Genomic DNA, 23527 nt, shown 5'->3' with positions numbered 1-23527 from the left:
TAAAATTAATCCAGTAAGCCATTTCCCGCCATTTCAACCAGAGTATCTACGACATAGCGTATTTTGGGTAGCAATTGACGGTTTTGCGGCCATAATGCACTAATCGGGATTTCGATACCTGAATACTCTTGTAACACCTCTTTGAGTTCTTCGCTTTTGAGGTACTTTCCCACCATCCATAATGGCAGTTGTGCAAATCCGCAACCTGCCAGAACAGCTGTCAACATTGCATCACCATCAGCAAATTCATAAGTTGCTGGTGGTGCGTAACGTTTAATCTTGCCGTTCTTTTCTTTCAATAACCAAGATATTGGCTGATCCCTACGAAATCCCACGATACACTGGTGCTGGCTCAATTCTTCTGGAGTGTTAGGTTCATCGTTAAAATATAAATAATTCGGTGCTGCGCAAATGACGAGTTTTTGAGTCGTCAATCTACGGGCAATCAGACCGCTGCTATCAGAAAGTTCACCGATACGTATAGCAAGATCAATGCCTTCCTCAATTAAATCAACAAAGCGCTCACTAAATGAAACGGTCAGAGACAGCTCAGGGTAATCACTGGCAACTTTCAGAAGAGCAGGGAGTATTCGCTGACGACCAAACGCGGCAGGCAAATCAATGCGGAGTCGTCCTGAAGGATGAGAAATATGTGAAGTAAGTACGGCTTCAGCCTGTTCGAGAATATCAATGGCGCTCTGACAACTTATCAGGAAGGCTTCCCCATCTGGGGTCAAGCTCAAACTGCGTGTTGAACGCTGAAAAAGCTTAAGCCCCAAGCGATCTTCAAGCCGCCCGACACTTTTTCCTACAGCTGATTTTGTCAAACCAAGGCGTTCTGCCGCAGCAGTGAAACTTCCTAATTGTGCTGTTATAACAAACGCCGTTATTCCACCAAAATGATCTTTTCTACGCATATTTAGGAATATCTATATCAGTCAATGTATTAATGAATATTCAGCCTATATTATCTGTAGCTGAGGTCAACTAGTGTAATTTCTTGGTACTAAATAAAATGACATAAGGAGGATTTATGAAAAATAGGAAGATATTGAATGTTATGATTCTATCTATATCGACAATGATAACTTCTAATTCTTTAGCCAATAAGATTAGAGCAAGGGATTTAGGTATTCCTTTCTCTGGAATAACAGGAAAGTACAATGCGATTACAGATGTTAGTGGTGTAAAAGTGGGTTATTCAACCATCATAAAAGGTGATGGAAAGCTAGAAATTGGAAAAGGCCCAATAAGAACAGGTGTGACAGCTATATTGCCAAAAGGAAAGAAATTTAGCCCTGTATTTTCTAGTATATTCTCTTTAAATGGAAATGGAGATATGACTGGTAGTCAATGGGTTGAAGAAAGTGGTTTCTTGGAAACGCCAATATTAATCACTAACACGCATAGTGTTGGTGTTGTTAGAGACTCAACAATTAGCTGGATGATTGATAATAATCTAGTATCGCCACTAAAAGATGATTTATTTTGGTTATTGCCTGTAGTTACAGAAACGTGGGATGGAATATTAAATGATATAAACGGTATGCACGTAAAAAAAGAACATGTATATAACGCGTTAAATAATGCCAAGTCAGGGGCGATAGAAGAAGGTAATGTCGGTGGTGGAACTGGGATGAACCTTTTTAATTTCAAGGGAGGTACAGGTACTTCATCGCGAATTTTAGATAAAAAAGATGGAGGGCATACTGTTGGCATTCTTGTTCAAGGCAACTTTGGTGATAGAGATGACTTGATTATTGCAGGAGTTCCAGTTGGTAAAGAAATAAAGGAACTTAACCCGATCTATCATGGAGGTAAGAAAAAGCTAAAGGATGCTGGTTCTATCATCGTGGTGGTTGCCACTGATGCACCATTGGCTCCTCACCAATTAGATAAAATAGCTAAAAGGGTATCTCTTGGGCTTGCAAGAGTAGGTGGTGTTGCTAGAAATACTAGCGGTGAGATATTTATTGCATTTTCAACTGCAAATAATGATGCATTTTCTAGAGAGGAAGTCAGAACAATAAAAATACTGCCAAATGACAAACTAGATCCTTTGTATGAGGCAACAATAAATGCAACAGAAGAAGCAATAATTAATGCTATGATCGCAGCAAAAAAAATGGTTGGACGAAATGGCAATACTTCGTATTCTCTGCCTAAAGAGAAAGTTAAGAAAATATTAAAAGAACATAATGTACTTTTGGATGATTAAAATAACCACCTGAAATGAATTAGTTCAGACCTGATATTATGATTTTAAAAGGAGATAGTTACCAACTTTGATTAAAGGTTCTAAATCTGAAAGCAAAGTCGGTAACGCTTATAAAATCATGTTTAACTATTGCTGTTCTGAGCAATCAAGAGACTATTTTCCTAACAATAAGGCAGTCCGTCATGTCAATAACTACAATATATCGAGTAGCCGCCGTTCAAGCTGCCCCTATTTTCCTCAATCTAGAAGCAACTGTTGCAAAAACTATTTCACTCATTGAGTCTGCAGCCAACTATGGCGCTAAATTGATTGCTTTCCCTGAAACTTGGATACCGGGCTATCCTTGGTTCATATGGCTGGATTCACCGCTCTGGGGTATGCAATTCCTCAAGCAATATCACAATAATTCATTAGTTATCAATAGCCAGCAATATCAAAGAATTGAGCAGGCTGCTGCTGACAATAATATTATGGTAGTACTTGGTTTCAGTGAAAAAGATAATGGTAGTCTTTACATATCTCAATCTATTATCGATCAAACGGGGCAAACACTACTGACACGAAGAAAATTGAAGCCCACACATGTAGAAAGAGCAATTTTTGGGGAAGGAGATGGTAGTAGCTTAAATGTTATTGAAACAACTCTTGGTAAAGTTGGTGCCTTAAACTGCTGGGAGCATATCCAACCATTGTCGAAATACGCTATGTTTTCTCAGAATGAACAAATACATATTGGTTCCTGGCCAAGTTTTTCCATTTATAAAGGGCATGTTCATGCTCTATCAGGTGAAATGAATACTGCTATCAGTAATGTGTATGCACTAGAAGGCCAGTGTTTTTTCATTGGTGCCTGTGCTTTAGTTTCACAAGAAATGGTTGACATGATGTGCCAAACTGAAGCGCATAAATCTCTGCTTGTGACTGGTGGTGGCTATGCCTGTATTTACGGACCAGACGGCAAACAGCTTGCTAAGCCACTACCTCCTAACGAAGAAGGCGTGCTGTACGCTGATATCGATCTGAGTGCTATTACATTAGCAAAAGCCATTGCAGATCCTGTAGGGCATTATTCACGCCCCGATGTTACCTGTCTTCTTTTGGATAAAACACGCCGTCAACCTGCGATTATCAAAGAAATCGAATAGCGTGTATCGGGAATATCTGATTCAGCAAAGTACCATTATTTTTCCTTTCAATGGGCAAGAAAAGAAAAAGTGAAAAAACACCGAATATTCGCAATATAGATGATGGGTAGCTATTCTTTGATAGGGAAGGGCGACTATTTCATCTGGGTTGGAACAAGAGTGTAATAAAGCACCTTAATGTGAGGTGAGATAGGTGCTTTATACTTATTCAAAAATGAAGGTCAGAAATAAAGGAAGGGATATGAAATAATTTATCATTGTGGATTATTTAACCTAATACAAATTTATTTTTACTTTTATATAAAAGGTTCTGTTTTTATGACGAATATTAAAAGATTACTTTTATCAGCTTCTCTTTTAGGCACTTTACTTCTCAGTGGTTGTGCCAGTGTACCTCTTGCAACTGAACAAGAATCAGTAAAAGCTAAAAGTTTCCTTGTACCAGAGAAAAGCAAATCTGGTTTATATATCTACCGCGATAGTTTTGTCGGTAAGGCTCTAAAGAAAGACATTTATGTTGATGGAAAGTGTATTGGAGAAACAGCGGATAAAACGTTTTTCTACACACAAGTATCAGGTAACCAAAACCACAAAATATCCACCGAATCAGAGTTCTCCCCTAATGATCTAATTATTTTTACCGAATCTGGAAAAAATTACTTCATAAGACAATACATAAAAATGGGAGTTTTTGTTAGCGGGGCTAATCTAAATGTGTCAACAGAGGAAGAAGGGAAAAGGGTGATATCTAAGGCAGATGTTCATCTTGCAAAGGAAGGACATTGCGATTACCGAAAGAAACAATAGTAAGTACGCATGGTACACAATGGTGGTACGAGTCATTATCATTAAAGATATTAAAGGCTGGAACCAATTACGCGAAAAAAGGGAACTCCATTAAAAATAACTAACCTAGAAGGATCTAGATTAGTTATTTTTGCAAGGTCGCAAATGACTTAATTTAACATAATATAGATTATGCGAACCAATGCTGTAGCACCAATATAGTAATGTCACTTTTTGCGACATAAAGGATAAAACCTTTTAGCTGCAATCAGGACATTCGGATGTTAGTGACTATGTCAGATAAAGGATTAAATCGGATTAACGTTATTCAGGCCGTTTCAGAGAAACGACTAAGGCGGCGTGATGCGGCGGTTCAACTGGAACTCACTGAGCGGCAAGTACAGAGACTCGTTAACCGTTATCGTGAATCAGGTGCAGCTGCGATAACGCGACTAGTCGCTTAATGCAATTACGGTTTATCAAATCAGAATCGACACGAGGATATTTGGAAAAATACGGTAAACCACTTGCTCTGTTTTGCCAAAGTTCCTCGACATGATTTTGATGTCCACCGTCCACTCGATCTTGATGATAATCTTGATAATATTTTTACTTGGCGAGAGTCCAGAAGAGTATCAAAATCTCTGACAGTGCAATAGTCACTCTTCAATCTCGCTCAGAAGAAAGATTCAGGAGCACTGTCATGGCTCCTGAAGGATATTGTTTTTTACCGCGGTAAAAAATATTTCTGGTATATCATTGGGATAAACAGTCTCCAACGTATTGATAAGTTGGTCGATATCCCACCAATGATGGTGTTTAATAACTGTTTTTTCATTTTCAGTCCATTCAGTGGTGTTGATATCTTCTTTATCAAACTTTACGATATAAAAATGTTCTTTTGCTAAAACAGCCTCTCCACTAGGGAGAATCATTTCAAATGTTCTTTGAGCAACACATTGTCCAACATTATCTTTTCGAATACCTGTTTCTTCACGAAGTTCTCTAATAGCGGCTTGTTCAAAAGACTCTCCTGTTTTAACGCCTCCCCCAGGCGTAGCCCAATATGACTGACCGGCTAATGCATCGTCATTATGTACAAAATTAAACAATAATACTCGATTAGACGGGCTAATGATCAGCAAACGTGCTGAACAGCGAATACGCATATCTTATTTCCTTTTAACTATAAATGGGGAATTAGCTTAAATGATAATAGCAACATTGTTGTAATATTTTATCTGTATTCACCTATTATTTACAGCTAACAGTTTGTGGACATTTTAACTTAGCCTTGACATATGCTGTAGTAGCAAAGTTATCATGTCTTTGGATACCACGTAAATAATGTGCACCAAAAATTCAACAGCCGCGTTATTGACGAGCCTATCCATCAACCATCATTTTAAGACCGCCTCTGACTTAAGTTTAACAATATCACCTGATTTAAATACTCATCTTCGACCGTTCGGCTTTCGCGTTGCAAGCAGTCTGCGAAAAGACCACTTGGCAGGACAAGGGAGGGTTTCCCCCTATTCAGTCTCTCTTAGGTATTGGTGAAAGTTGTTTTTGGGTGTTGGGGGATAAAGATAAAAGAATGTTGTAACTAAATAAGGCGCATCAATCTCTGCTATGGTTGAATATTCAAGATCACACCGCTGGAGCGGTATTCAATGGATTGAACCGATTAGGTGAACTGAACTAAGGATGATTAACATTAATCAATTAGGTGTGATACCCTGCAAACTGCCACCATTTGTTATCTTCTGCTGAAGTTGGAAAATACCAATAATCACCATCGGATTTCAAAATAAAATACAATTTTGTGGAAGGATCATAATACAACCACCCTTTTTTTCCTGTTCTATCTGCATCATCCCATTGATGAACAGGTAAATCGGGTGATAGTAACTCATCTTTTTTCGGATATCGCCCAACGTATTCCCAAGAATCATTATTTGTTTTATCAATAGGAAAATAGCCAGCCCTCGCCTTTTTGAGTTTAAAATACTCAGTATCTGTATTGTATGTATTGTGATAAATAAAATAGTCTCCAATATTGACATATGAATTATTTCGCTCATTCCATTCATATACTCTTTGGTTACGGAAATATAAATCATTTATGATTGGATAACCTATGCCGATTGATTTCCAGTCTTGATTATCACTTCCTTTAGGTGGAAAATCTCCATAGCTTCCATCATGCAATGCTTCATAAATGTATGGCTCAGTACTGTTGGGATTTGAGGCAAACATCATTCTTTTATTAGCGTGATTTTGATAAGTTCCCCACTTATGAATACCTCGATAATTGTTACCAAGCAGAGTCAACGTACCATTCGTATCCCATGATGATGAACCGTAATCTTTAGGCTCCATTCCTGGCAGAATGTATTGTTGATTACAAGGATCAGAATTACCATAAGAATTACCATTTGACGACTCTAACAAACTGTCTTGCCCATAATCTCCTTTTATTTGAGCTTCAGTGGCTTTTGCATGTCTTAACGTATTGCACTCATACGGCCCCCAAAAATACTCAAGAAAGACACCATTAAGACGATTAAGTCCTCCCCATTTTGGGGTTTTTATTTCTCCCAATATGTCAAGAGTACCTGTAGTCAGATCTGCCAGAGTTACTTGCCACCAATCTCCTGTATCATCTGAAGTTGTTCTTGGACTTTGCTCAACGCGGAAACGATATTTATGTCCAACTTTCCAATCATAAGTTCCATTCACACTAGAACAAGCCCCAGATTCATAGCAATATACAACAGGTAGAATTCCAGGTTTTGCATCAAGCCCACCCCAAATTGACACTAATGCTTTCTTATTTCCGCCAGCTCGTTGTAAACCAAGGTATCCACCACTGGCATTATTGAATGTAATATATTCTGCCCAATACACGGATGAAGGAGCATATCCCTTATCAAGATAAGTTTCTCCTGAGTCAACATCAATCCGCATAAAATAATCCTTAACATTTGTTGAATCATTTTTTAGTTTCCATCCTCCTGATGGAGTAATTGCAAATGTATTCATGACCATTGAACTGAGTAATATCATTGCTATAGTCGCTTTTTTGAACATAATTTACATCCTTCATGTTAAAATAACGTTTACAATTCTATGTCATCTATATATTCCCTTGTTCAATACTGCTGTCTTTGTATCCGCATTCGTGGAAGTTCTAACGAGAAAACTAATCAGAATCCAAGAATGCGGCAATCAGGCAAGAAAGGGTCTATTAGAAAAGTTAATGGGCCGCTTCTTGTTTAATCGAATTATTGCCATTCAGTTCGTCGTATTCAGGTTCGCATTTAGCTGACCATTATGTTTACCCTAAAGGTTCAATACGGTTTCAGCAAATTCCCCAACCTCAATTTCAGTATTTTCAAATTTCGGCTGGTAGTCCTGCCATAAATGAGCATCTTTTCCTTCTACCCAAGGTGGGAAAACTGGCTGACCATTTCGCCAAAATTGGATGCAAGATTTAACTTTTGGATCTTTCCTGTTTCGATATATCCATCTCAGTTCACTGCCGGTATATGAAGTCCCTTTCTTCATCTTTTTCTCATAATGTTTGTAGATAACACTCTCCATATCTATTCCGTCTAAAATAAAATGAATGCATGAGTGGTTTAGTGAAAGAGAGTACCAAGATAACCCAGCTTTACATTTTCTCTTTGTCACTTTTTTAGTATAGGAAATACACTTTTTATTCCAATCAATATCAAATTTCGACGTTCTATTATCTTTCATAGCAAACTGCAATACCTTGTATTTATGATGATTTTCTATCGATTTTGTAAATTTTTCTTGATTAGGTGGGATTTTTGTTCCAAAACATTTCCGCATTTCAATTTCTTCTGGAGTAATTGAATATCTGTCAATTATTGAGAAATGACTCTTATCGCGTAAATGGCAGAAAGCTGGATATTTTATGGCATATTCGTTTCTCTTTGTATTTAAACCATATACAAGATCCTCTGACTCAAGATACGTTTTAAATGGTTGAAAAAAAGGCATATTTCCTCCTGGTTTTTCACTTTTATCTATAATAAATTTTAGCACTCTATATAATTTCATTGCAGATAATTTATTATAGTTATTTATTTCAATCAAGCCTTTCCATTATGTATTTATCCTTATGTCACTTAATAAATAATTTACTTTAAAAACAAAATGTTAATAGCATGAGAAATAATTCAACCTTGACTAATAAGAAATAAATTTTTCTACTAATAGGGTTATTAATGATAATAATTCGCAGATGAGAGGATAATTATGATTGTTTTTGTGACAGGGGCAACTTCTGGTTTCGGTGAAGCGATTGCGAGAAAATTTATCAAACATGGCGCGGTAGTTATTGCAACAGGGCGTCGTCAAGATAGATTAGATAAGTTGAAGCGCGAATTAGGGGAAAACTTCCACCCCATTCAACTTGATGTCAGAGATCGCACCGCAATTGAACATACAGTTCAGCAATTACCAGATACTCTACGTAATGTAGACGTTCTTGTGAATAATGCAGGGCTTGCATTAGGATTAGAACCAGCTCACCAAGCTAATCCTGATGACTGGGAAACAATGATTGATACCAATACAAAAGGATTAGTGAACATGACACGGGCTTTGTTACCTAATATGGTACAAGCCAACCACGGACATATCATTAATATTGGTTCCACCGCAGCAAGTTGGCCTTATGCAGGTGGCAATGTATATGGCGCCACCAAAGCCTTTGTCAAGCAATTTAGCTTAGGGTTGAGATCTGACTTACATGGAAAGAACATTCGAGTTACTGATATTGAGCCTGGACTTGTCAGAGGGACTGAGTTCTCTCATATCCGTTTTAAAGGTAATGAGCAAAAAGTAGATAAAACTTATGAAGGTGCTAACGCATTAACAACAGATGATATTGCAGAAGCTGTATTTTGGGTTGCTAACCTGCCTTCTCGTGTCAATATTAATACATTGGAGATGATGCCAGTTTGTCAGTCATTCGCGGGTTTAAACATACATAGAAGCTAGTTACTAAGTAGGGTTGACAATAAATCTGATACTTTTAGCAGTCTCGTTAAATGATATAGTCTTATAATTATAGCTTAGCAAATAGTATGTTGAATAAACGGTATATAGTTAGTAAACGGTATAGTGAAAGAGGTTCAAGCATGAACATTCATAGTTCTTCGATTGTTAAAAGCATTTTGGCTATTGCCCTACTTTTCTCTCTCTTCTGGCAAATGCCAGCATTTTCCACGCCTTGTACGACAGAAAGTACATGTATAACCATCAATGGTGGCGGCGAAAATTCCATGAGCAGAGAAGCGGCTCGTCAAAGCCGAGAAGAATGGAATGAACAGAGAAGACTGCGTCAGAAAGTAGACAAACGTAGAGAGAAAGAGTTTGATAAGTACGAAGTGGAAGTTGATAATCGTGATACCTGTTTGAAGAGTGCCAACATTAATGCTTATTGGGAACCAAGCACAAAGCGTTGCCTGGATATCAATACAGGTCGCCCGATTAAACCTTGATAGATTCAACACCGACGTCAATATAAGGAGATGATGGTGAAAAAGATCCTGCTGACTGGAGCTTTGTTCTTTGCGTTTTCTTCCTTTGCAGTACATGCAGAGCAAACTTCACAAAAGGTAACATGTGAAAGCCTGAAAGAAGAAATTGCGCAGAAAATCATTAAAAATGGTGTTTCTGAAACGGATTTTAGGCTTGACTTAGTCCCTAGTGATCAAGTTAATGAAGACAACACCACTAATGGAAAAATTGTTGGCCATTGTGATCAAGGGAAGAAAAAAATAGTTTATATCCGTTTTTCTCACACTAACATGACCCCTGATAAAGCACCAAGCGACAAGAAAAGCCAAGAGTAATACTCTTTAAATGACATAGTATCAGGGGCATTATCGGAAAGATAAAAAGGGAGCAAAATATGCTCCCTTTTTTATTCCTTTTTTAATAATCAAAAAGTTACATGTAAAGAACTATATGTAAAAGGATTATATGTAAAATAACTATGTGTGAAGTTTATTCATTAAAGGATAAATCAAATGCCGATATTGCGGCAACATCCAAATAACAAGATAAATCGCGTTCTTCTGGCCTTAAAAGATAAGGTATCTCCCCTAACTGCGGAGCGGTTATATGGCACCGTAACCTGTCCAATATTTTAGCGTAGTGAGCTAGTCCGGGATTGATGCGGTTAGCAATCCAACCAATCAAAGGTACACCATCATTAATGATGGATTGGGCTGTTAGAATGGCGTGATTAACACAACCAGCCTGAATGCCGACGACCAAAATGACAGGAAGCTTTTCTTGCACAACCCAATCAGAATAAAATGTTTCATCTTCCAGTAACATACGCCACCCACCATTACCTTCAATGATTACACGATCTGCTTTATGCTCTAAATTTCTTAGGCATTTTGTCATTTGAGTAAAATCAGCACGATTTCCTTCTTCATAATTGCTTTCCCAAATAACTGGGTTGATTTCTTCATAATCCACTTGAACCGGTGAAGATTTACGTATGACCAAAGCATCACGATTACGTATTCCCTCCGGAGTTTCTCTTTTTTCTGTCGCAATAGGCTTATATCCTACTGCGGTTGTTCCTTCACGATTAAAAACTTGCAGTAATGCGCGGGTAACAACTGTTTTACCGATGTTGGTATCCGTGCCTGTAACAAATAAGCGCGTTAACATAAATTCATTTTTCCGTTTTCCATAAGAACAGACCAGATAGACCGGTTACTCTCTTTAGCGAGTAGGTTGAGAGTGTAGAAGATGTATTTGAGGTAGGGATTGAGTTAGCTCAATGTTTTGCGTGATGTGCGCTATCCTTATCCTTGTATAAGCGCGATCTTCCTGCGCCAACATTCTCATCAATGACAAGCTGGATAAGATTCTTATAGTTCTTCCCTACCCTGAGTTCTCGTGTGATGCGCGAACTTATAGTGATTATTACTTTTGATAAACAATCTTACCTGTAAGACTCTTACACAATATTTGAGATCAGGAGATTGGTCAGCCGCTCTGCCGCAGGGCTATTGTTACGATTTTTATGTTTGACCAGCCAAACTTCAGAGTAAGCAGGATTATTCGCTAAAGGCAGATATTGAACTCCATCCAGTTTCATTCGGATAAATGATTCAGTAATAATGCTTACTCCCAACCCCGCAGCAACCAATCCTAGTATTGTCATTGCTTCCCCTGCTTCTTGAGAAATCGTTGGAACCACTCCTACATTGGCCAATAAGGAAATAATCTCATCGTACAATGCCGTCCCTACATCACGCTCAAAAAATACTAATGGGAAATCAGATAGCATTTCCAAATCAACACCCTCATTAGCGTACTTCAGTAAAGGATGTCCATTATAAACGGCCAACATAAAACGTTCTCTGAAGAGTAATTGATGTTCTAAATTATCGGGTAATGATGTATTACGCATAATCCCTATATCAATCCGACCTGTCTGCAAAGGGGCTATTTGCTGTTTGGTATTCATTTGATGCATATGAATGGCTACGTCAGGATAACGTTCCCGATACTGACGTAAACTAAGTGCCACTTTTTGCATAAAAGGTGCGATGGACGTAAAACCAATCGATACCTCCCCTAACTCTCCTTGCTGCATTCTGGCCGCTTTGATAGCGGCCGCATCAACCTGAGCAATGATTTGATATGCTTCCTGAAGAAACATGCGTCCGGCAGGTGTCAGATTGACATTTCTGTTATTACGCACCAGTAACTTGGCATTTATATTTGCTTCCAGAGACTGGATTTGTTGGCTTAATGGTGGTTGTGAGATATTCAACCGTTCTGCTGCTCGCCCAAAATGCAATTCTTCCGCAACAGCAATAAAATAACGCAAATGCCTGAGTTCAATATTAGTCGTCATTATCTATCACCCAATTGATACTTTTAAGATATTATTCCTGACGATTAATATATTAGACAAAATATTTTTGAATTCCTATCCTTGATCTAAATCAAGTAGTTAACATTTGTTTTATATAGATAAGGAAGTAGCGTGAATACAACCCAAAGCGTCAGTGAAAAATCAGCAATCTCTGGCGTTATTAAAAGAGATGTTGAAAACACGATTAATCCAAGACAAAAAAGTCAACAGCATTACATTCAACGTGAAGAGACTACATACCTACGTGTCACTCTCTCATTCTTTACCGTTGGGCTGGCAACTTTTGCATTGCTCTACTTTATCCAACCTATTTTGCCTATTTTGTCAAAAGAATTTAATATTTCACCGGCCAATAGTAGTTTGGCTCTATCACTTACTACTGGGGTGTTGTCTCTGGGTCTATTAATCACAGGCCCTTTATCTGATGCACTTGGCCGTAAAAATGTCATGGTAATATCACTGGTTGCTGCCGCCATTTTTACTCTCTTAAGTGCGGTAGTATCGAGTTGGCACGGAATTTTGTTTATCCGCGCATTAGTAGGTTTATCGGTCAGCGGAGTTGCTGCGATTGCAATGACCTATTTAAGTGAAGAAATTCATCCCAGTTATGTCGCCTTATCAATAGGGCTTTATATCAGTGGTAACTCAATAGGAGGAATGAGTGGACGTTTGATTACTGGTGTAATCACAGATCACCATTCATGGAGGTTTGCAGTCATCTTATTAGGTGCTTTTGCTTTAATCTCTTCTATTGCATTTTGGAAACTGTTACCAGAATCTAAGCATTTTAAGTCAAGCCCAGTAAAGCTTAAAACGCTGCTTATAAATTTGAAGATACACTTTCGTGATCAAGGTCTTCCCCTTCTATTTGCTGAAGCTTTTTTGATTATGGGGGGCTTTATTACCATGTTTAATTACATTGGTTATCGATTATCAGAAGCACCTTATAATTTAAGTCAGACTACCATTGGATTACTATCTATTGTCTACCTAACAGGAACCTATAGCGCCACTAAAGCTGGAGCATTAACAAGTAAACATGGACGAGGAAAAGTATTGTTAATGGCTATTAGTACAATGTTGGTTGGTTGCGTAATCACCCTATTTTCTCCTCTATGGGTAGTAATTCTGGGGGTGATGATACTAACAACGGGCTTCTTTGCCGCCCATGCAGTTGCTAGTGGATGGATTGGTCAACGAACCAAGCGAGCAAAAGCGCAAGCTTCATCACTTTACTTATTCTTTTATTATTCTGGTTCTAGTATTGCAGGGACATTAGGTGGAGTATTCTGGAGCCATTTCTCCTGGAACGGTGTTGCCGCATTTATTTCATTATTAACTATTGTTGCTCTCTATCTAGGCTTCAAACTCAATAAATTATCAAAATAATTACAATTGCCGACATAGTCTTCTGTTTTCAATCATCATCTTCAATAATAAGATTGAGTCGGCAATGATAAGACTTTTTCTAAATATCCATTAACAAGTTCAATGCATCCTTCTTTTTTTAAAGAAAGTAATACACGTTGTATACAACTGCGTGAAATCGTACATCTTTGCTCTATATATTTAATTACGGTAATATTTTTTCTGAATTCCATTGGTGAATTCATCAAACGAGATAATAAATTATATACAACCTCTCTATTATTATGACGAAAAATACTAATATCTCTTGCATATAAAAAAGACATTTTATAGGAAAAAATTCTCAACCACTCTTTATAGAGATTGTGTGTCCTTATAGTACTTAACGCACTACTGCGAGGAATCTGATAAATCTTACAATTTCCCCCTAATTCAATGGAATAATAAATTCCTGCACCAGGATAAAAAGACAAACCAATAACATAAGGTGAAAAAAGCGTCGCAATGATTAACTCATCATCTATTCTACGTATATTGACATACCCTTGATCTAGTAAGAAAATTTTAAGAAATTCACTATCTATTTTAATTGATTTTCCTTGTGTTAATAAATCTGTTGTGATCAGTTCAGAGTGTGGCAATAATACATTAATAACTTCATTGAAGGAATCTAGAGGCTTGATTAACTTGTTCATATTTAACAACCTTTTTGAATTACTCACCCTTCCAATAAAATAATGAAGATTGAAATTATGTTTGATAAAGTAAATGACCGTACAATTAACCCATTAAAATAAGTTAATTTATTACCATGATTTTAATTTCTCCTGCAATAATTGTTTTTTATTTTTTATATATTATTTAGCGTTTGTTTGATTTTGTTGTGGAGATTTTTGTAGATTATGGTTAGACTTATAAGTATGTTGTAACTAAGTAGGTATTGTAAGCGGCTGACAATAACAGAGAATATATTCATGAATAAATATCTTTCAATAGAATCACTGACAACCTGTTTCAAAAAACAAGAAGAAAAACTGTCTGAGCTGGTTGGATTGTTAATGAACTACCCCCTTATTGATGCCCGAATATTTGAATTACCTAAAATAGAGAAAGGCGAAGAACATGAACAAGTGACCGAAATTATGGTCAATCTATTACAGGGAGATGAAGCACTCGATGTAGGTTTACGCTTCTACCAGAAATTATTTATACATCATAACAATCCTAATATCAGCAGCAAAGCTGCGAGCCGCCTTCCCGGAGCATTGTGCTTTTCTGTCAACCACCAGCAATATAAAGAAGCAATGAGAATCATTGACGAAGTAAATCAGTTAAAAATAGAGCTGGAAAATATCGTTACCAAAGAATCAGGCGTCAGAAAAGAGCAACGGTTTGAATTTGTTCATGAACATTTGCGAGGCCTCATTACACTGAATGCCTATCGTACTATCACTCACCTATTAAACCCTGACTCCATTAACTTTGGTTGGGCCAATAAGAACATTATTAATAAGATTACCAAACAACAAGTTCTGGAAAGGCTGGAAAAAAGCCATAATGCGGGAAGAGCAGTTCCTCCCTACTCCAGTGAGCAATGGGCAGCATTGATGGCATTAGAGATTACAGATATCAAGAAATTACCTGATGATGTGGTATTGAAAATCAAACGGCCAGTTAAAGTACAACCGATTACCCGTGTATGGTATTCAGAAATACAAAAACAAGTTCAATATGCTTGTCCAGTTCCGGTGATTGTTTTTTATACGGAAAATAAAGAAATCAAACCTAAACTCGGTATGCTGTCTAACTACAACGCCAATGCAATTAAATATAGATATAAGCCTAAGGCCAAGCCACTTGAGTTAGTAATTCCCCGCCTACATCTCTACAAAGAAATCTAAAATGCAAGAAGAAATACTGCCGTCAGTTGACGGCAGTATCAAATGTATCCCATTTCTGACTGGGAGATCCATTACATGGGCTTAATGTTACATTGCTGCCAAAACCATTGTTAGTAAGACACAATGATGTATTCTCTTTTCTTATCTCGTTATTTTTTATTTCCCATTTCAAACCCGGTGTGTCATGTATACATGTTTTGAGTTTTATCCCACCATCATCGGCTAAACAGTAATTTCTTAGTGTTTCTATATAGTGCGATTTCGAATAAACCCAACTTTGTTTGAAATTCCTAGAGCAATAAGATGTGTTTATATTAACACCTTCTCCAATATTTCCTGATATATTAAGGCACAACTTATTGTTTTTTATAACCCCACGTAATGAATTCCCAATTCCATTCTCATGAATAGAGCCAGAATTTATTGTGGTAATTTTAGAAAAGTCCTTACAGTCTCCACCAGTATTTACCGATGTTATTTCAGCTATAGATTTATTCCCGGCTGAATAACCCACTGGTAATGAAAAAGTGGCTTTGCTATATGGCTGCCCAAGGCAAGTTGCCCTAGGATCGCTCCCCTCATAATACTCAGACCAATTTATTATACTTAATGGAGATATTTTTGTAGCTGGTGTTTTTATACTACCCAGTATAAACGAGGTCTTATCAGCAAGGTCAGTAACTTTAACTGATAACCAGCTATCACCATCATAGGAAACGTGAAACAGATAAGGATGGCCTACCTTCCAATCAAGATGCATTCTACAACTATACCCATCGCCACCCTCATAAAATTTACTACAAATACTCCCTTTGCTGCCGACTTTCGCCGCCGTTGCCTTCCAGATAGAAAATATAAATGTCCTTTTACTTTCACCATTACTTTGCAACCCCGTATAACCTCCGGATAGAACAGAAGGTGAAGGTGATATGCCAATTAGACCAAACTGACCGGCCCAAAATATACTGGCAGTATATCCGGGATCTTTATTTACTGTAATTGAGAAATCGAAAGAATCGAATTCTGGGACATTATTTCCAAATTTATAATGTGTATATGTCCCAGGGGCTTGCCCTGATAACACATAAGAAGAATAAATTAACAAAAAACCGCAGAATAAAATAATTTTTTTATACATAACTAATCCTTATTGAAATGATAGCGAACAAGCGCAAAGTGTATGCTGCTCACGCAAATACGCGGGACGCGAGAAAAGCCATGTTTCAATGATCAAGAAGATCAATTGAGGAAGTTGTACAACACTGGATACTTGGTACTGTACAAGTATTATACGAATAGTACCTGAAAGAAATAGCACAAAGTATATCGTTCCACAAGGCAAATATGCTTGTGGATAAGGTGAAATTAGAATGGCGGTAATTTAAGGAATTCCAACATCTCACTAATAAAAAACCGGAGTAAATGTTCTCCGGTTTTTTAATTCAGTAACATCAGTAAATTATCTGCTCATAACAAGCATTACTTCATACTACCAACCATATCTTCTGGGCGAACCCACGCATCAAATTCAGCTTCAGTTAAATATTCTAACTGAAGAGCTGACTGTTTCAGAGTCAAGCCTTCTTTATGCGCTTTTTTGGCAATCTCTGCAGCTTTATCGTAGCCAATATGAGTATTCAACGCAGTGACCAGCATCAGTGATTCGTTCAGCAACTGGTTGATACGATCATGGTTAGGTTCAATACCAATAGCACAATGCTCATTAAAACTACGCATACCATCCGCCAGCAGTCGAACGGATTGCAAGAAGTTATGAATAACCATCGGGCGGAATACGTTCAATTCAAAGTTACCAGATGCACCACCAATATTGATAGCCACATCGTTACCCATAACTTGAGCGCATAACATGGTCATCGCTTCACACTGAGTTGGGTTCACTTTACCTGGCATGATGGAGCTACCTGGCTCATTTTCAGGAATGGAAATTTCACCAATTCCACAACGAGGGCCAGAAGCTAACCAACGAACATCATTAGCAATCTTCATTAATGATGCAGCCAAACCTTTCAATGCACCATGCGAATGAACCAACGCATCACAAGTTGCCAGCGATTCAAATTTATTTGGTGAAGTTACAAACGGCTGACCGGATAATTCAGCAATTTTCTGCGCAACACGAACTGCATATTCAGGATGAGTATTCAGGCCAGTTCCTACCGCTGTACCACCCAGAGCCAGTTCACACACATGAGGAATGCTATCTTCAATATGTTTCAAGTTATGTGTCAACATAGCGACCCAGCCGGAAATTTCCTGGCCTAAGGTCAGTGGAGTTGCATCTTGTAAGTGAGTACGGCCAATTTTTACGATATCTTTAAATGCTTCAGCTTTATCTGCCAGAGTTTTTTGTAGCACTTTTAACTCTGGTAGCAAATGTTCACGTACTGCAATCACTGCCGCAACATGCATGGCAGTAGGGAAAACGTCATTAGAGCTTTGGCTCTTATTAACATCATCATTAGGATGAATCAGACGTTCATTGCCCCTTTCACCACCAAGGATCTCACTACCACGGTTCGCCAACACTTCATTCATATTCATGTTGCTTTGAGTTCCCGAACCAGTCTGCCAGATAGCAAGAGGGAATTCTGTTGGGTGTTTGCCTTCCAACACCTCTTTTGCCGCAGCGATGATTGCATCACTACGCTCTTTAGGCAGAAGACCTAGATCCATATTGACGCTGGCCGCTGCTTGTTTAGTCAATGCCAGAGCCTGAATCAATGCAACAGGCATTTTTTCCTGAGAAATGCGGAAATGCTCCAGTGAGCGCTGAGTTTGCGCCCCCCATAATTGGTCAGCAGGTACTGCGATAGGTCCCATTGAGTCTTTTTCAATGCGAGTGGCTGCCATTACTATCTCCTTAGCACACAGAATAATTGAATACGCCGGAACAAACTTTGCAGATAAATTAGTCGGCACTTTTTTATCATGCCATAAATTTAATATCGATAATGCGACCCAATCGTGTTTATTGTATTGTTGTCTATAAATAAATTACTTTTTTATTATAGGAAATTCCGCCATGCTGAAAATGACCAACAACATCCAACATTATGACTGGGGAAGTAAAACCGCCCTGACGGATATCTACGGTATCGAGAATCCTGATAGTCAACCAATGGCAGAATTATGGATGGGAGCACATCCGAAATGTAGTTCATTGGTCGCTGATCCTCAAACAGGCGAAACCATTGCCTTGAATATCTTGATCGATAAAGAACCGGAGAAATATCTTGGTGAAAAAGTAGCCCGACAATTCCAGCGTTTGCCTTTTTTGTTCAAAGTGCTGTGTGCCGCTCAACCACTATCTATTCAAGTGCATCCTGACAAAAAATCCGCAGAAATGGGCTTTGCCAGAGAAAATATACAGGCAATCCCTTTAGATTCAGCACAGCGCAATTATAAAGACGATAATCACAAACCTGAATTGGTCTATGCACTGACACCGTTCAAGGCCATGAATGCTTTTAGGCCTTTATCTGAGATTGCGAAATTATTGGGTCACGTTTCTACCGCACATCCAGATATTCAAACATTTCTCCAGCATCCAACTGAGCAAAGCTTATCATTTCTATTTTCACAGCTATTGAATATGCAAGGCGACCAGAAGTACTTGGCAATTGCTGTCTTAAAGTCAGCATTGAACAGTCATCAAGGCGAGCCGTGGGACACCATCAAAAAAATGACCTCGTTCTATCCAGATGATAATGGACTGTTTGCCCCACTCTTGCTCAATGTGGTTGAACTCAAACCTGGTCAAGCGATGTTTTTATATGCCCGCACCCCTCACGCTTATCTTGATGGTGTGGCCTTGGAAGTCATGGCCAATTCTGATAATGTTCTGCGTGCTGGTTTAACCAGCAAGCATATTGACGTTCCCGAATTAATGGCTAATCTGGATTTTATTCCAAAATCTACCGATACTTTGCTAACCGAGCCAAAACAGGAAAAAGACGCCTTGAATTACCCTGTTCCTGTCAATGATTTTTGTTTTTCTGTTTATTCTGTTGCAGAACAGCTAATCTCATTAGAAAATGATTCAGCTTCAGTTCTATTTTGCGTTGAAGGGTGGGCTGTTATCAGCACCGATAATCAGCAATTAAGATTATTCTCAGGTGAATCAATCTTTTTATCTGCTATAGAGAAATCTGTAACTGTTTATGGCAATGGGAAAATAGCCAAGGTATCTAATTAAATTAGATTCATGGACTTATAATCGTTTCCATTAATTATTAATCACATTCTCAGTAAAAACTGATTAAAACCATTTTAGCTAGACTATACACTTAACAACCATTTTTGACATAAATACAAAACGCATACACCGACCATGTTATATGCGTTAAAGGATGGAATTTTCATATGAAAAAATCGTTAGTTGCAGTAAGCGTTATTGTTGCTCTGGGTGCAGTATGGACCGGAATGTCATGGTATACAGGTAAGCAACTTGAAAGTCGTTTAGATCGCTTCATAGAAAAAGCAAACACTGAACTGAAAAATTCAGCACCTGAAAACGGGTTAGAATGGCAAGCAAAAGATTTCAAACGAGGCATTTTCAGTTCTGATGTCCGTTTGATCCTAACCACCAAAGGCGGTATAGAAGAAGCTGGAATTAAGCCAAATGAAGAAGTCGTTTTCAAATCGACTATTGATCACGGGCCATTCCCCATTGCCAATTTGAAAACATTCAATCTAGTGCCGAAAATGGCTTCTATCCATTCGGAGCTTGAACAAAGTGATACGCTAAAAGAATTATTTAATCTCACGGATGGAAAACAGCCATTCAAATCAGTTGTTAACGTTAGTTATAGCGGCGCTATCTCTGCCAATATTGATTTTGTCCCTATTAAACATACAAAAAACAATAAAAATGGCGATCAGCGAATCCTGTCATTCACCGGCGCAAAAATCAACGCCAATACTAATCGCGATTTAAGTACATTTGCATTCACCGTAAAAAGTGATGAATTATCTTTTAGTGATCCTGTAAAAAAAGAAACAATTTCACTTAAAGGAATTGATTTTAAAGGGAATGAGAAAAAAGGTAATTTCGATTTTTATATTGGAAATCAAAATTATAGCATTGGTGAATTCAGTATGAGTGGAATTCCTAATGAACCAAGTATTTCTCTCAAAGGAATAAAAATCACTTTAAATTCGAGTGAAGATAAAGATAATCTGAATATCAAAGTTGCCTCTAGTATTGATGGTGTAAAAATTAAGGATATAGAGTTCGGTTCCGGTAAGTTCAATCTGGGTATGGAAAAGTTAGATAGCCAATCTGTACACAAATTTACTCAAGCCTATAATGAAGCAGCACAAAAGGCCTTAGCTACGAATAAAGTATTGCCTGATGATGCTGTTCTCAGCAAATTACATCTACTCATAAACAAAAATCCACAATTCAGCATTTCACCTTTAAGTTGGAAAAACAGTAAAGGTGAAAGTTCAATGGATTTCAAACTTTCCTTACAAAACATTCCAGAAGATAAAAGTGCGTTATCCCTCATGGAGCCAGAAGAAACAATTCGTACTCTGGTTAAAGAATTATCATTGAACATTAACGTACCTAAAGCTATGTTGATAGAATCTATCGTACAAGCAGATGAGCTAGACGGTAAGGATAAAGCTGCCGCTAAAATTAAGGCTGAGCAACAAGTTCAAACTGTTATCCTCCTTGGAAGTAAATTCCTTACTGCTAAAAATGGAGTTATTGGCCTTAACTTCCACTATGCCAATGACAAAGTTAAATTAAACGACAAAGAATCCAGCTTACATCAATTCCTGCTTGATAATAACCTTTCCGGATCCTATGATGATGCGGATAGTGTAGAAAGTCAGCATGATGATAAGGCTGAACTTCCGGTGGTTGAATAAGTACAGTTGAATAACTGTCACCATAACAAATAACCAGAACCCGAGTTTCGGGTTCTTCCACAAGAAAGTACATGTATTAGGTTAAAAAAACCTATACAGCTAAAACATCTTTAAGATATCGCTAACATTAAGATATCAATAGTGCTTTCACTTTCCTGCCAGTCAACACGTTGACTGGCTTTTTTGTATATATAATTTGATAAGAAGGATAAGAAAATGATTGACATACAGCTTCCACTGACCGACTTACACCGCCATCTTGACGGTAATATTCGTCCCGAAACTATTTTGGACCTCGCTCGCCAACATAATATTCCCCTCCCGGCCTATGAACTGGAAGCATTGCGCCCCCATGTCCAAATTATTGAAAATGAGCCTACCCTTGTTAGCTTTCTACAAAAATTGGATTGGGGTGTGACTGTTTTGGCCAACTTAGACGCTTGCCGCAGGGTTGCCATCGAAAATGTTGAAGATGCTGTCAATGCAGGTCTTGATTATGCTGAACTGCGTTTTTCTCCTTATTACATGGCCATGAAACACCAACTTCCCGTTGAAGGTGTCGTAGAGGCAATCATCGATGGTATCCAATCAGCAAGTCAGCAATATGATATTCAGATCCGCTTAATTGGTATCCTGAGCAGAACATTTGGTGAAAAAGCTTGTTCCCAAGAATTAGCCGGGCTTCTTGCTCATAAGCAACATATCACCGCATTAGATCTGGCTGGTGATGAATTGGGATTCCCAGGCCATCTCTTTGAACAACATTTTAACCAAGCACGTAATGTGGGTTGGAATATTAGTGTACACGCAGGTGAAGCAGCAGGTGCGGAAAGTATTTGGCATGCTATTCGTGAATTGGGTGCAACTCGTATCGGGCATGGTGTGAAAGCAATCACCGATCCTGCCCTGATGGATTATCTGGCTGAACACAGTATCGGTATTGAATCCTGCCTGACATCAAACCTGCAAACCAGCACCGTCAGTTCCCTGCTAACTCATCCGTTGAAACAATTCCTTGAACACGGTATTTTGGCATCAATCAATACAGATGACCCGGCAGTAGAAGGCATTGAAATTAGTCATGAGTATAATATTGCTGCGCCAGCGGCAGGGCTGTCTCCAGCCTTGATCAAACAAGCGCAAATTAATGGATTGGCAACCGCATTCCTCAGTAAAGCAGAAAAACAGGCCCTGAAAGACAAAGTCGTCAACCGCTAAGAAGTGTTATTTATTCCTAAAGGCAGAAAACTACTCTGCCTTTTTTGTCCTCAGACGCTGAGCATAACGCTGAGCAAACACAGCACAGACCATTAGTTGGATTTGGTGAAAGATCATCAATGGTAACAACATCACGCCAACTACTGATGCAGGAAACAGTACATTAGCCATCGGCACACCATTCGCCAAGCTCTTCTTCGAGCCACAAAACACTATGGTGATTTCGTCTTCTTTGCTAAACCCCAATAAACGCGAGCTATATATATTAATTATTAATACCACAGCCAACAAAACACAGCAGACGATGCCAATCATAAGAAGTGAATAAGCATCTATTTTATGCCAAATGCCTTCCACCACCGCCTCACTAAATGCAACATAAACCACCAGCAATATAGAAGAACGATCCGTCATATTGACCAGTTTTTTATGTTTTTCCACCCAACTGGCAATCAAAGGACGTGATAGGTGCCCAACAATAAAAGGTACCATCAGCTGCAAGATAATATCTTTTATCGCTTTCCACGTATCAGTATGAGCACCACCTTCATGAGTTTGGATCAAAAAGCCAACCAATAATGGAGACAGGAACACGCCTAATAAGCTTGAAGCGGAAGCACTACATATTGCTGCTGCAACATTCCCACCAGCAACGGAAGTAAACGCGATAGCTGACTGTACTGTGGCAGGTAAGGCACAAAGATAAAGAAATCCCATATAAACCGTTGGTGACATCCATTCTGGCACGATAAAACTTAAGCCCATGCCCAATATGGGAAACAAGATAAAAGTGCTGGTGAAAATCACCAAATGCAACCGCCAGTGTCCTATCCCTGCCAAAATGGCATTACGAGATAACTTCGCGCCATGCATAAAGAATAACAATGCAATAGCGGCCGTTGTTAAGTACTGAAACCACTTTTTGGCTTCACCTTCACAAGGAAAAAAAGATGCAATGATAACCACCGTAATCAGTATCACCAAAAAAGGATCGATTCTTAATTTTTGCAACACGTTCATCAATATAGCTCCCCTTGCCCGA

General features: G+C 38.3%; 21 protein-coding genes and 1 pseudogene. 12 read left to right on the top strand and 10 right to left on the bottom strand.

Features of this window, described 5'->3' with window-relative positions:
* Positions 1-5 precede the first annotated feature (5 nt).
* Positions 6-917, bottom strand: coding sequence for a LysR family transcriptional regulator (locus PSI14_RS05195; RefSeq protein ID WP_273574790.1), 912 nt, complete (start codon positions 915-917; stop codon positions 6-8).
* Positions 918-1033: 116 nt separating this feature from the next.
* Between PSI14_RS05195 and PSI14_RS05190 the strand changes: the two genes are divergently transcribed.
* The 4 genes and pseudogenes from PSI14_RS05190 to PSI14_RS05175 all read left to right on the top strand — a co-directional run.
* Positions 1034-2218 (top strand): DmpA family aminopeptidase, encoded by a 1185-nt coding sequence (locus PSI14_RS05190; RefSeq protein ID WP_273574789.1) that lies wholly within the window; start codon positions 1034-1036, stop codon positions 2216-2218.
* 182 nt (positions 2219-2400) lie between these two features.
* Entirely contained in the window at positions 2401-3363 is a 963-nt protein-coding gene (locus PSI14_RS05185; protein WP_273574788.1) for a carbon-nitrogen hydrolase family protein, read from the top strand.
* 318 nt (positions 3364-3681) lie between these two features.
* Entirely contained in the window at positions 3682-4170 is a 489-nt protein-coding gene (locus tag PSI14_RS05180) for a DUF2846 domain-containing protein (protein WP_273574787.1), read from the top strand.
* Positions 4171-4442: 272 nt separating this feature from the next.
* Positions 4443-4595 (top strand): annotated as a pseudogene (locus PSI14_RS05175) (helix-turn-helix domain-containing protein); the annotation flags it as partial.
* A gap of 255 nt (positions 4596-4850) precedes the next feature.
* On the opposite strand, the gene PSI14_RS05170 reads toward PSI14_RS05175, so the two are convergent.
* From PSI14_RS05170 to PSI14_RS05160, 3 genes are all read right to left on the bottom strand, one after another.
* Entirely contained in the window at positions 4851-5318 is a 468-nt protein-coding gene (locus PSI14_RS05170; protein WP_273574786.1) for an NUDIX hydrolase, read from the bottom strand.
* Between the two features lie 556 nt (positions 5319-5874).
* Positions 5875-7242: a DUF3472 domain-containing protein gene (locus PSI14_RS05165; protein ID WP_273574785.1), complete on the bottom strand. Its 1368-nt coding sequence runs from the start codon at positions 7240-7242 to the stop codon at positions 5875-5877.
* A 252-nt stretch (positions 7243-7494) separates the two neighbouring features.
* Positions 7495-8277 (bottom strand): hypothetical protein, encoded by a 783-nt coding sequence (locus PSI14_RS05160; protein WP_273574783.1) that lies wholly within the window; start codon positions 8275-8277, stop codon positions 7495-7497.
* A 162-nt stretch (positions 8278-8439) separates the two neighbouring features.
* Between PSI14_RS05160 and ydfG the strand changes: the two genes are divergently transcribed.
* The 3 genes from ydfG (at position 8440) to PSI14_RS05145 (ending at position 10043) form a co-directional block, all read left to right on the top strand.
* Positions 8440-9186 carry a bifunctional NADP-dependent 3-hydroxy acid dehydrogenase/3-hydroxypropionate dehydrogenase YdfG gene (gene ydfG / locus PSI14_RS05155; protein ID WP_273574781.1) on the top strand — a complete coding sequence of 249 codons (747 nt, stop codon included), beginning with the start codon at positions 8440-8442 and terminating at the stop codon, positions 9184-9186.
* A gap of 140 nt (positions 9187-9326) precedes the next feature.
* Positions 9327-9689 carry a DUF1283 family protein gene (locus PSI14_RS05150; RefSeq protein ID WP_273574779.1) on the top strand — a complete coding sequence of 121 codons (363 nt, stop codon included), beginning with the start codon at positions 9327-9329 and terminating at the stop codon, positions 9687-9689.
* A gap of 33 nt (positions 9690-9722) precedes the next feature.
* On the top strand, positions 9723-10043 hold the full coding sequence (locus PSI14_RS05145) for a DUF1161 domain-containing protein (RefSeq protein WP_273574778.1): 321 nt from the start codon (positions 9723-9725) through the stop codon (positions 10041-10043).
* Positions 10044-10197: 154 nt separating this feature from the next.
* Here the strand turns inward: PSI14_RS05145 and bioD are convergent, their stop codons facing one another.
* Entirely contained in the window at positions 10198-10878 is a 681-nt protein-coding gene (bioD, locus tag PSI14_RS05140; protein ID WP_273574777.1) for a dethiobiotin synthase, read from the bottom strand.
* A 292-nt stretch (positions 10879-11170) separates the two neighbouring features.
* Complete coding sequence (locus tag PSI14_RS05135; RefSeq protein WP_273574776.1) at positions 11171-12076, bottom strand: LysR family transcriptional regulator; 906 nt, start codon at positions 12074-12076, stop codon at positions 11171-11173.
* Positions 12077-12208: 132 nt separating this feature from the next.
* On the opposite strand from PSI14_RS05135, the gene PSI14_RS05130 reads away from it, so the two are divergent.
* Positions 12209-13486 (top strand): MFS transporter, encoded by a 1278-nt coding sequence (locus tag PSI14_RS05130; RefSeq protein WP_370688815.1) that lies wholly within the window; start codon positions 12209-12211, stop codon positions 13484-13486.
* 41 nt (positions 13487-13527) lie between these two features.
* Here the strand turns inward: PSI14_RS05130 and PSI14_RS05125 are convergent, their stop codons facing one another.
* On the bottom strand, positions 13528-14160 hold the full coding sequence (locus PSI14_RS05125) for a helix-turn-helix domain-containing protein (RefSeq protein ID WP_273574775.1): 633 nt from the start codon (positions 14158-14160) through the stop codon (positions 13528-13530).
* Between the two features lie 279 nt (positions 14161-14439).
* On the opposite strand from PSI14_RS05125, the gene tus reads away from it, so the two are divergent.
* Entirely contained in the window at positions 14440-15366 is a 927-nt protein-coding gene (tus, locus tag PSI14_RS05120) for a DNA replication terminus site-binding protein (protein WP_273574773.1), read from the top strand.
* A 22-nt stretch (positions 15367-15388) separates the two neighbouring features.
* Here tus and PSI14_RS05115 read toward each other — a convergent pair whose 3' ends face one another.
* Positions 15389-16504, bottom strand: a complete 1116-nt coding sequence (locus tag PSI14_RS05115) for an RICIN domain-containing protein (RefSeq protein WP_273574771.1) — start codon at positions 16502-16504, stop codon at positions 15389-15391.
* A 341-nt stretch (positions 16505-16845) separates the two neighbouring features.
* Positions 16846-18240, bottom strand: a complete 1395-nt coding sequence (gene fumC / locus PSI14_RS05110; protein ID WP_273574769.1) for a class II fumarate hydratase — start codon at positions 18238-18240, stop codon at positions 16846-16848.
* A gap of 172 nt (positions 18241-18412) precedes the next feature.
* Here fumC and manA point away from each other — a divergent pair, with 172 nt between their 5' ends.
* From manA to add, 3 genes are all read left to right on the top strand, one after another.
* Positions 18413-19585, top strand: coding sequence for a mannose-6-phosphate isomerase (gene manA / locus PSI14_RS05105; protein WP_273574768.1), 1173 nt, complete (start codon positions 18413-18415; stop codon positions 19583-19585).
* A gap of 167 nt (positions 19586-19752) precedes the next feature.
* The gene (locus tag PSI14_RS05100) at positions 19753-21267 is read left to right on the top strand and encodes a YdgA family protein (protein ID WP_273574766.1); all 1515 of its coding nucleotides are present in this window, start codon (positions 19753-19755) and stop codon (positions 21265-21267) included.
* Between the two features lie 216 nt (positions 21268-21483).
* Positions 21484-22485, top strand: a complete 1002-nt coding sequence (gene add / locus PSI14_RS05095; RefSeq protein WP_273574765.1) for an adenosine deaminase — start codon at positions 21484-21486, stop codon at positions 22483-22485.
* A gap of 30 nt (positions 22486-22515) precedes the next feature.
* On the opposite strand, the gene PSI14_RS05090 is transcribed toward add, so the two are convergent.
* On the bottom strand, positions 22516-23505 hold the full coding sequence (locus tag PSI14_RS05090; RefSeq protein WP_273574763.1) for a bile acid:sodium symporter family protein: 990 nt from the start codon (positions 23503-23505) through the stop codon (positions 22516-22518).
* Between the last annotated feature and the right edge of the window lie 22 nt (positions 23506-23527).

Origin of the sequence: Xenorhabdus anantnagensis, assembly GCF_028598555.1 — a bacterium.
Lineage (GTDB): Bacteria > Pseudomonadota > Gammaproteobacteria > Enterobacterales > Enterobacteriaceae > Xenorhabdus > Xenorhabdus anantnagensis.
The sequence above is the reverse complement of the archived record's forward strand: the minus strand, read 5'-3'. Positions and strand labels throughout refer to the sequence as shown.

What these genes read in the sequence shown, in the direction of transcription:
- PSI14_RS05170 (WP_273574786.1), bottom strand. Translation starts at nt 5,318, where the DNA reads ATGCGTATTCGCTGTTCAGCACGTTTGCTGATCATTAGCCCGTCTAAT.
- add (WP_273574765.1), top strand. Translation starts at nt 21,484, where the DNA reads ATGATTGACATACAGCTTCCACTGACCGACTTACACCGCCATCTTGAC.
- ydfG (WP_273574781.1), top strand. Translation starts at nt 8,440, where the DNA reads ATGATTGTTTTTGTGACAGGGGCAACTTCTGGTTTCGGTGAAGCGATT.
- PSI14_RS05150 (WP_273574779.1), top strand. Translation starts at nt 9,327, where the DNA reads ATGAACATTCATAGTTCTTCGATTGTTAAAAGCATTTTGGCTATTGCC.
- fumC (WP_273574769.1), bottom strand. Translation starts at nt 18,240, where the DNA reads ATGGCAGCCACTCGCATTGAAAAAGACTCAATGGGACCTATCGCAGTA.
- PSI14_RS05185 (WP_273574788.1), top strand. Translation starts at nt 2,401, where the DNA reads ATGTCAATAACTACAATATATCGAGTAGCCGCCGTTCAAGCTGCCCCT.
- manA (WP_273574768.1), top strand. Translation starts at nt 18,413, where the DNA reads ATGCTGAAAATGACCAACAACATCCAACATTATGACTGGGGAAGTAAA.
- PSI14_RS05115 (WP_273574771.1), bottom strand. Translation starts at nt 16,504, where the DNA reads ATGTATAAAAAAATTATTTTATTCTGCGGTTTTTTGTTAATTTATTCT.
- PSI14_RS05190 (WP_273574789.1), top strand. Translation starts at nt 1,034, where the DNA reads ATGAAAAATAGGAAGATATTGAATGTTATGATTCTATCTATATCGACA.
- PSI14_RS05100 (WP_273574766.1), top strand. Translation starts at nt 19,753, where the DNA reads ATGAAAAAATCGTTAGTTGCAGTAAGCGTTATTGTTGCTCTGGGTGCA.
- PSI14_RS05090 (WP_273574763.1), bottom strand. Translation starts at nt 23,505, where the DNA reads ATGAACGTGTTGCAAAAATTAAGAATCGATCCTTTTTTGGTGATACTG.
- bioD (WP_273574777.1), bottom strand. Translation starts at nt 10,878, where the DNA reads ATGTTAACGCGCTTATTTGTTACAGGCACGGATACCAACATCGGTAAA.
- tus (WP_273574773.1), top strand. Translation starts at nt 14,440, where the DNA reads ATGAATAAATATCTTTCAATAGAATCACTGACAACCTGTTTCAAAAAA.
- PSI14_RS05180 (WP_273574787.1), top strand. Translation starts at nt 3,682, where the DNA reads ATGACGAATATTAAAAGATTACTTTTATCAGCTTCTCTTTTAGGCACT.
- PSI14_RS05125 (WP_273574775.1), bottom strand. Translation starts at nt 14,160, where the DNA reads ATGAACAAGTTAATCAAGCCTCTAGATTCCTTCAATGAAGTTATTAAT.
- PSI14_RS05145 (WP_273574778.1), top strand. Translation starts at nt 9,723, where the DNA reads ATGGTGAAAAAGATCCTGCTGACTGGAGCTTTGTTCTTTGCGTTTTCT.
- PSI14_RS05165 (WP_273574785.1), bottom strand. Translation starts at nt 7,242, where the DNA reads ATGTTCAAAAAAGCGACTATAGCAATGATATTACTCAGTTCAATGGTC.
- PSI14_RS05135 (WP_273574776.1), bottom strand. Translation starts at nt 12,076, where the DNA reads ATGACGACTAATATTGAACTCAGGCATTTGCGTTATTTTATTGCTGTT.
- PSI14_RS05195 (WP_273574790.1), bottom strand. Translation starts at nt 917, where the DNA reads ATGCGTAGAAAAGATCATTTTGGTGGAATAACGGCGTTTGTTATAACA.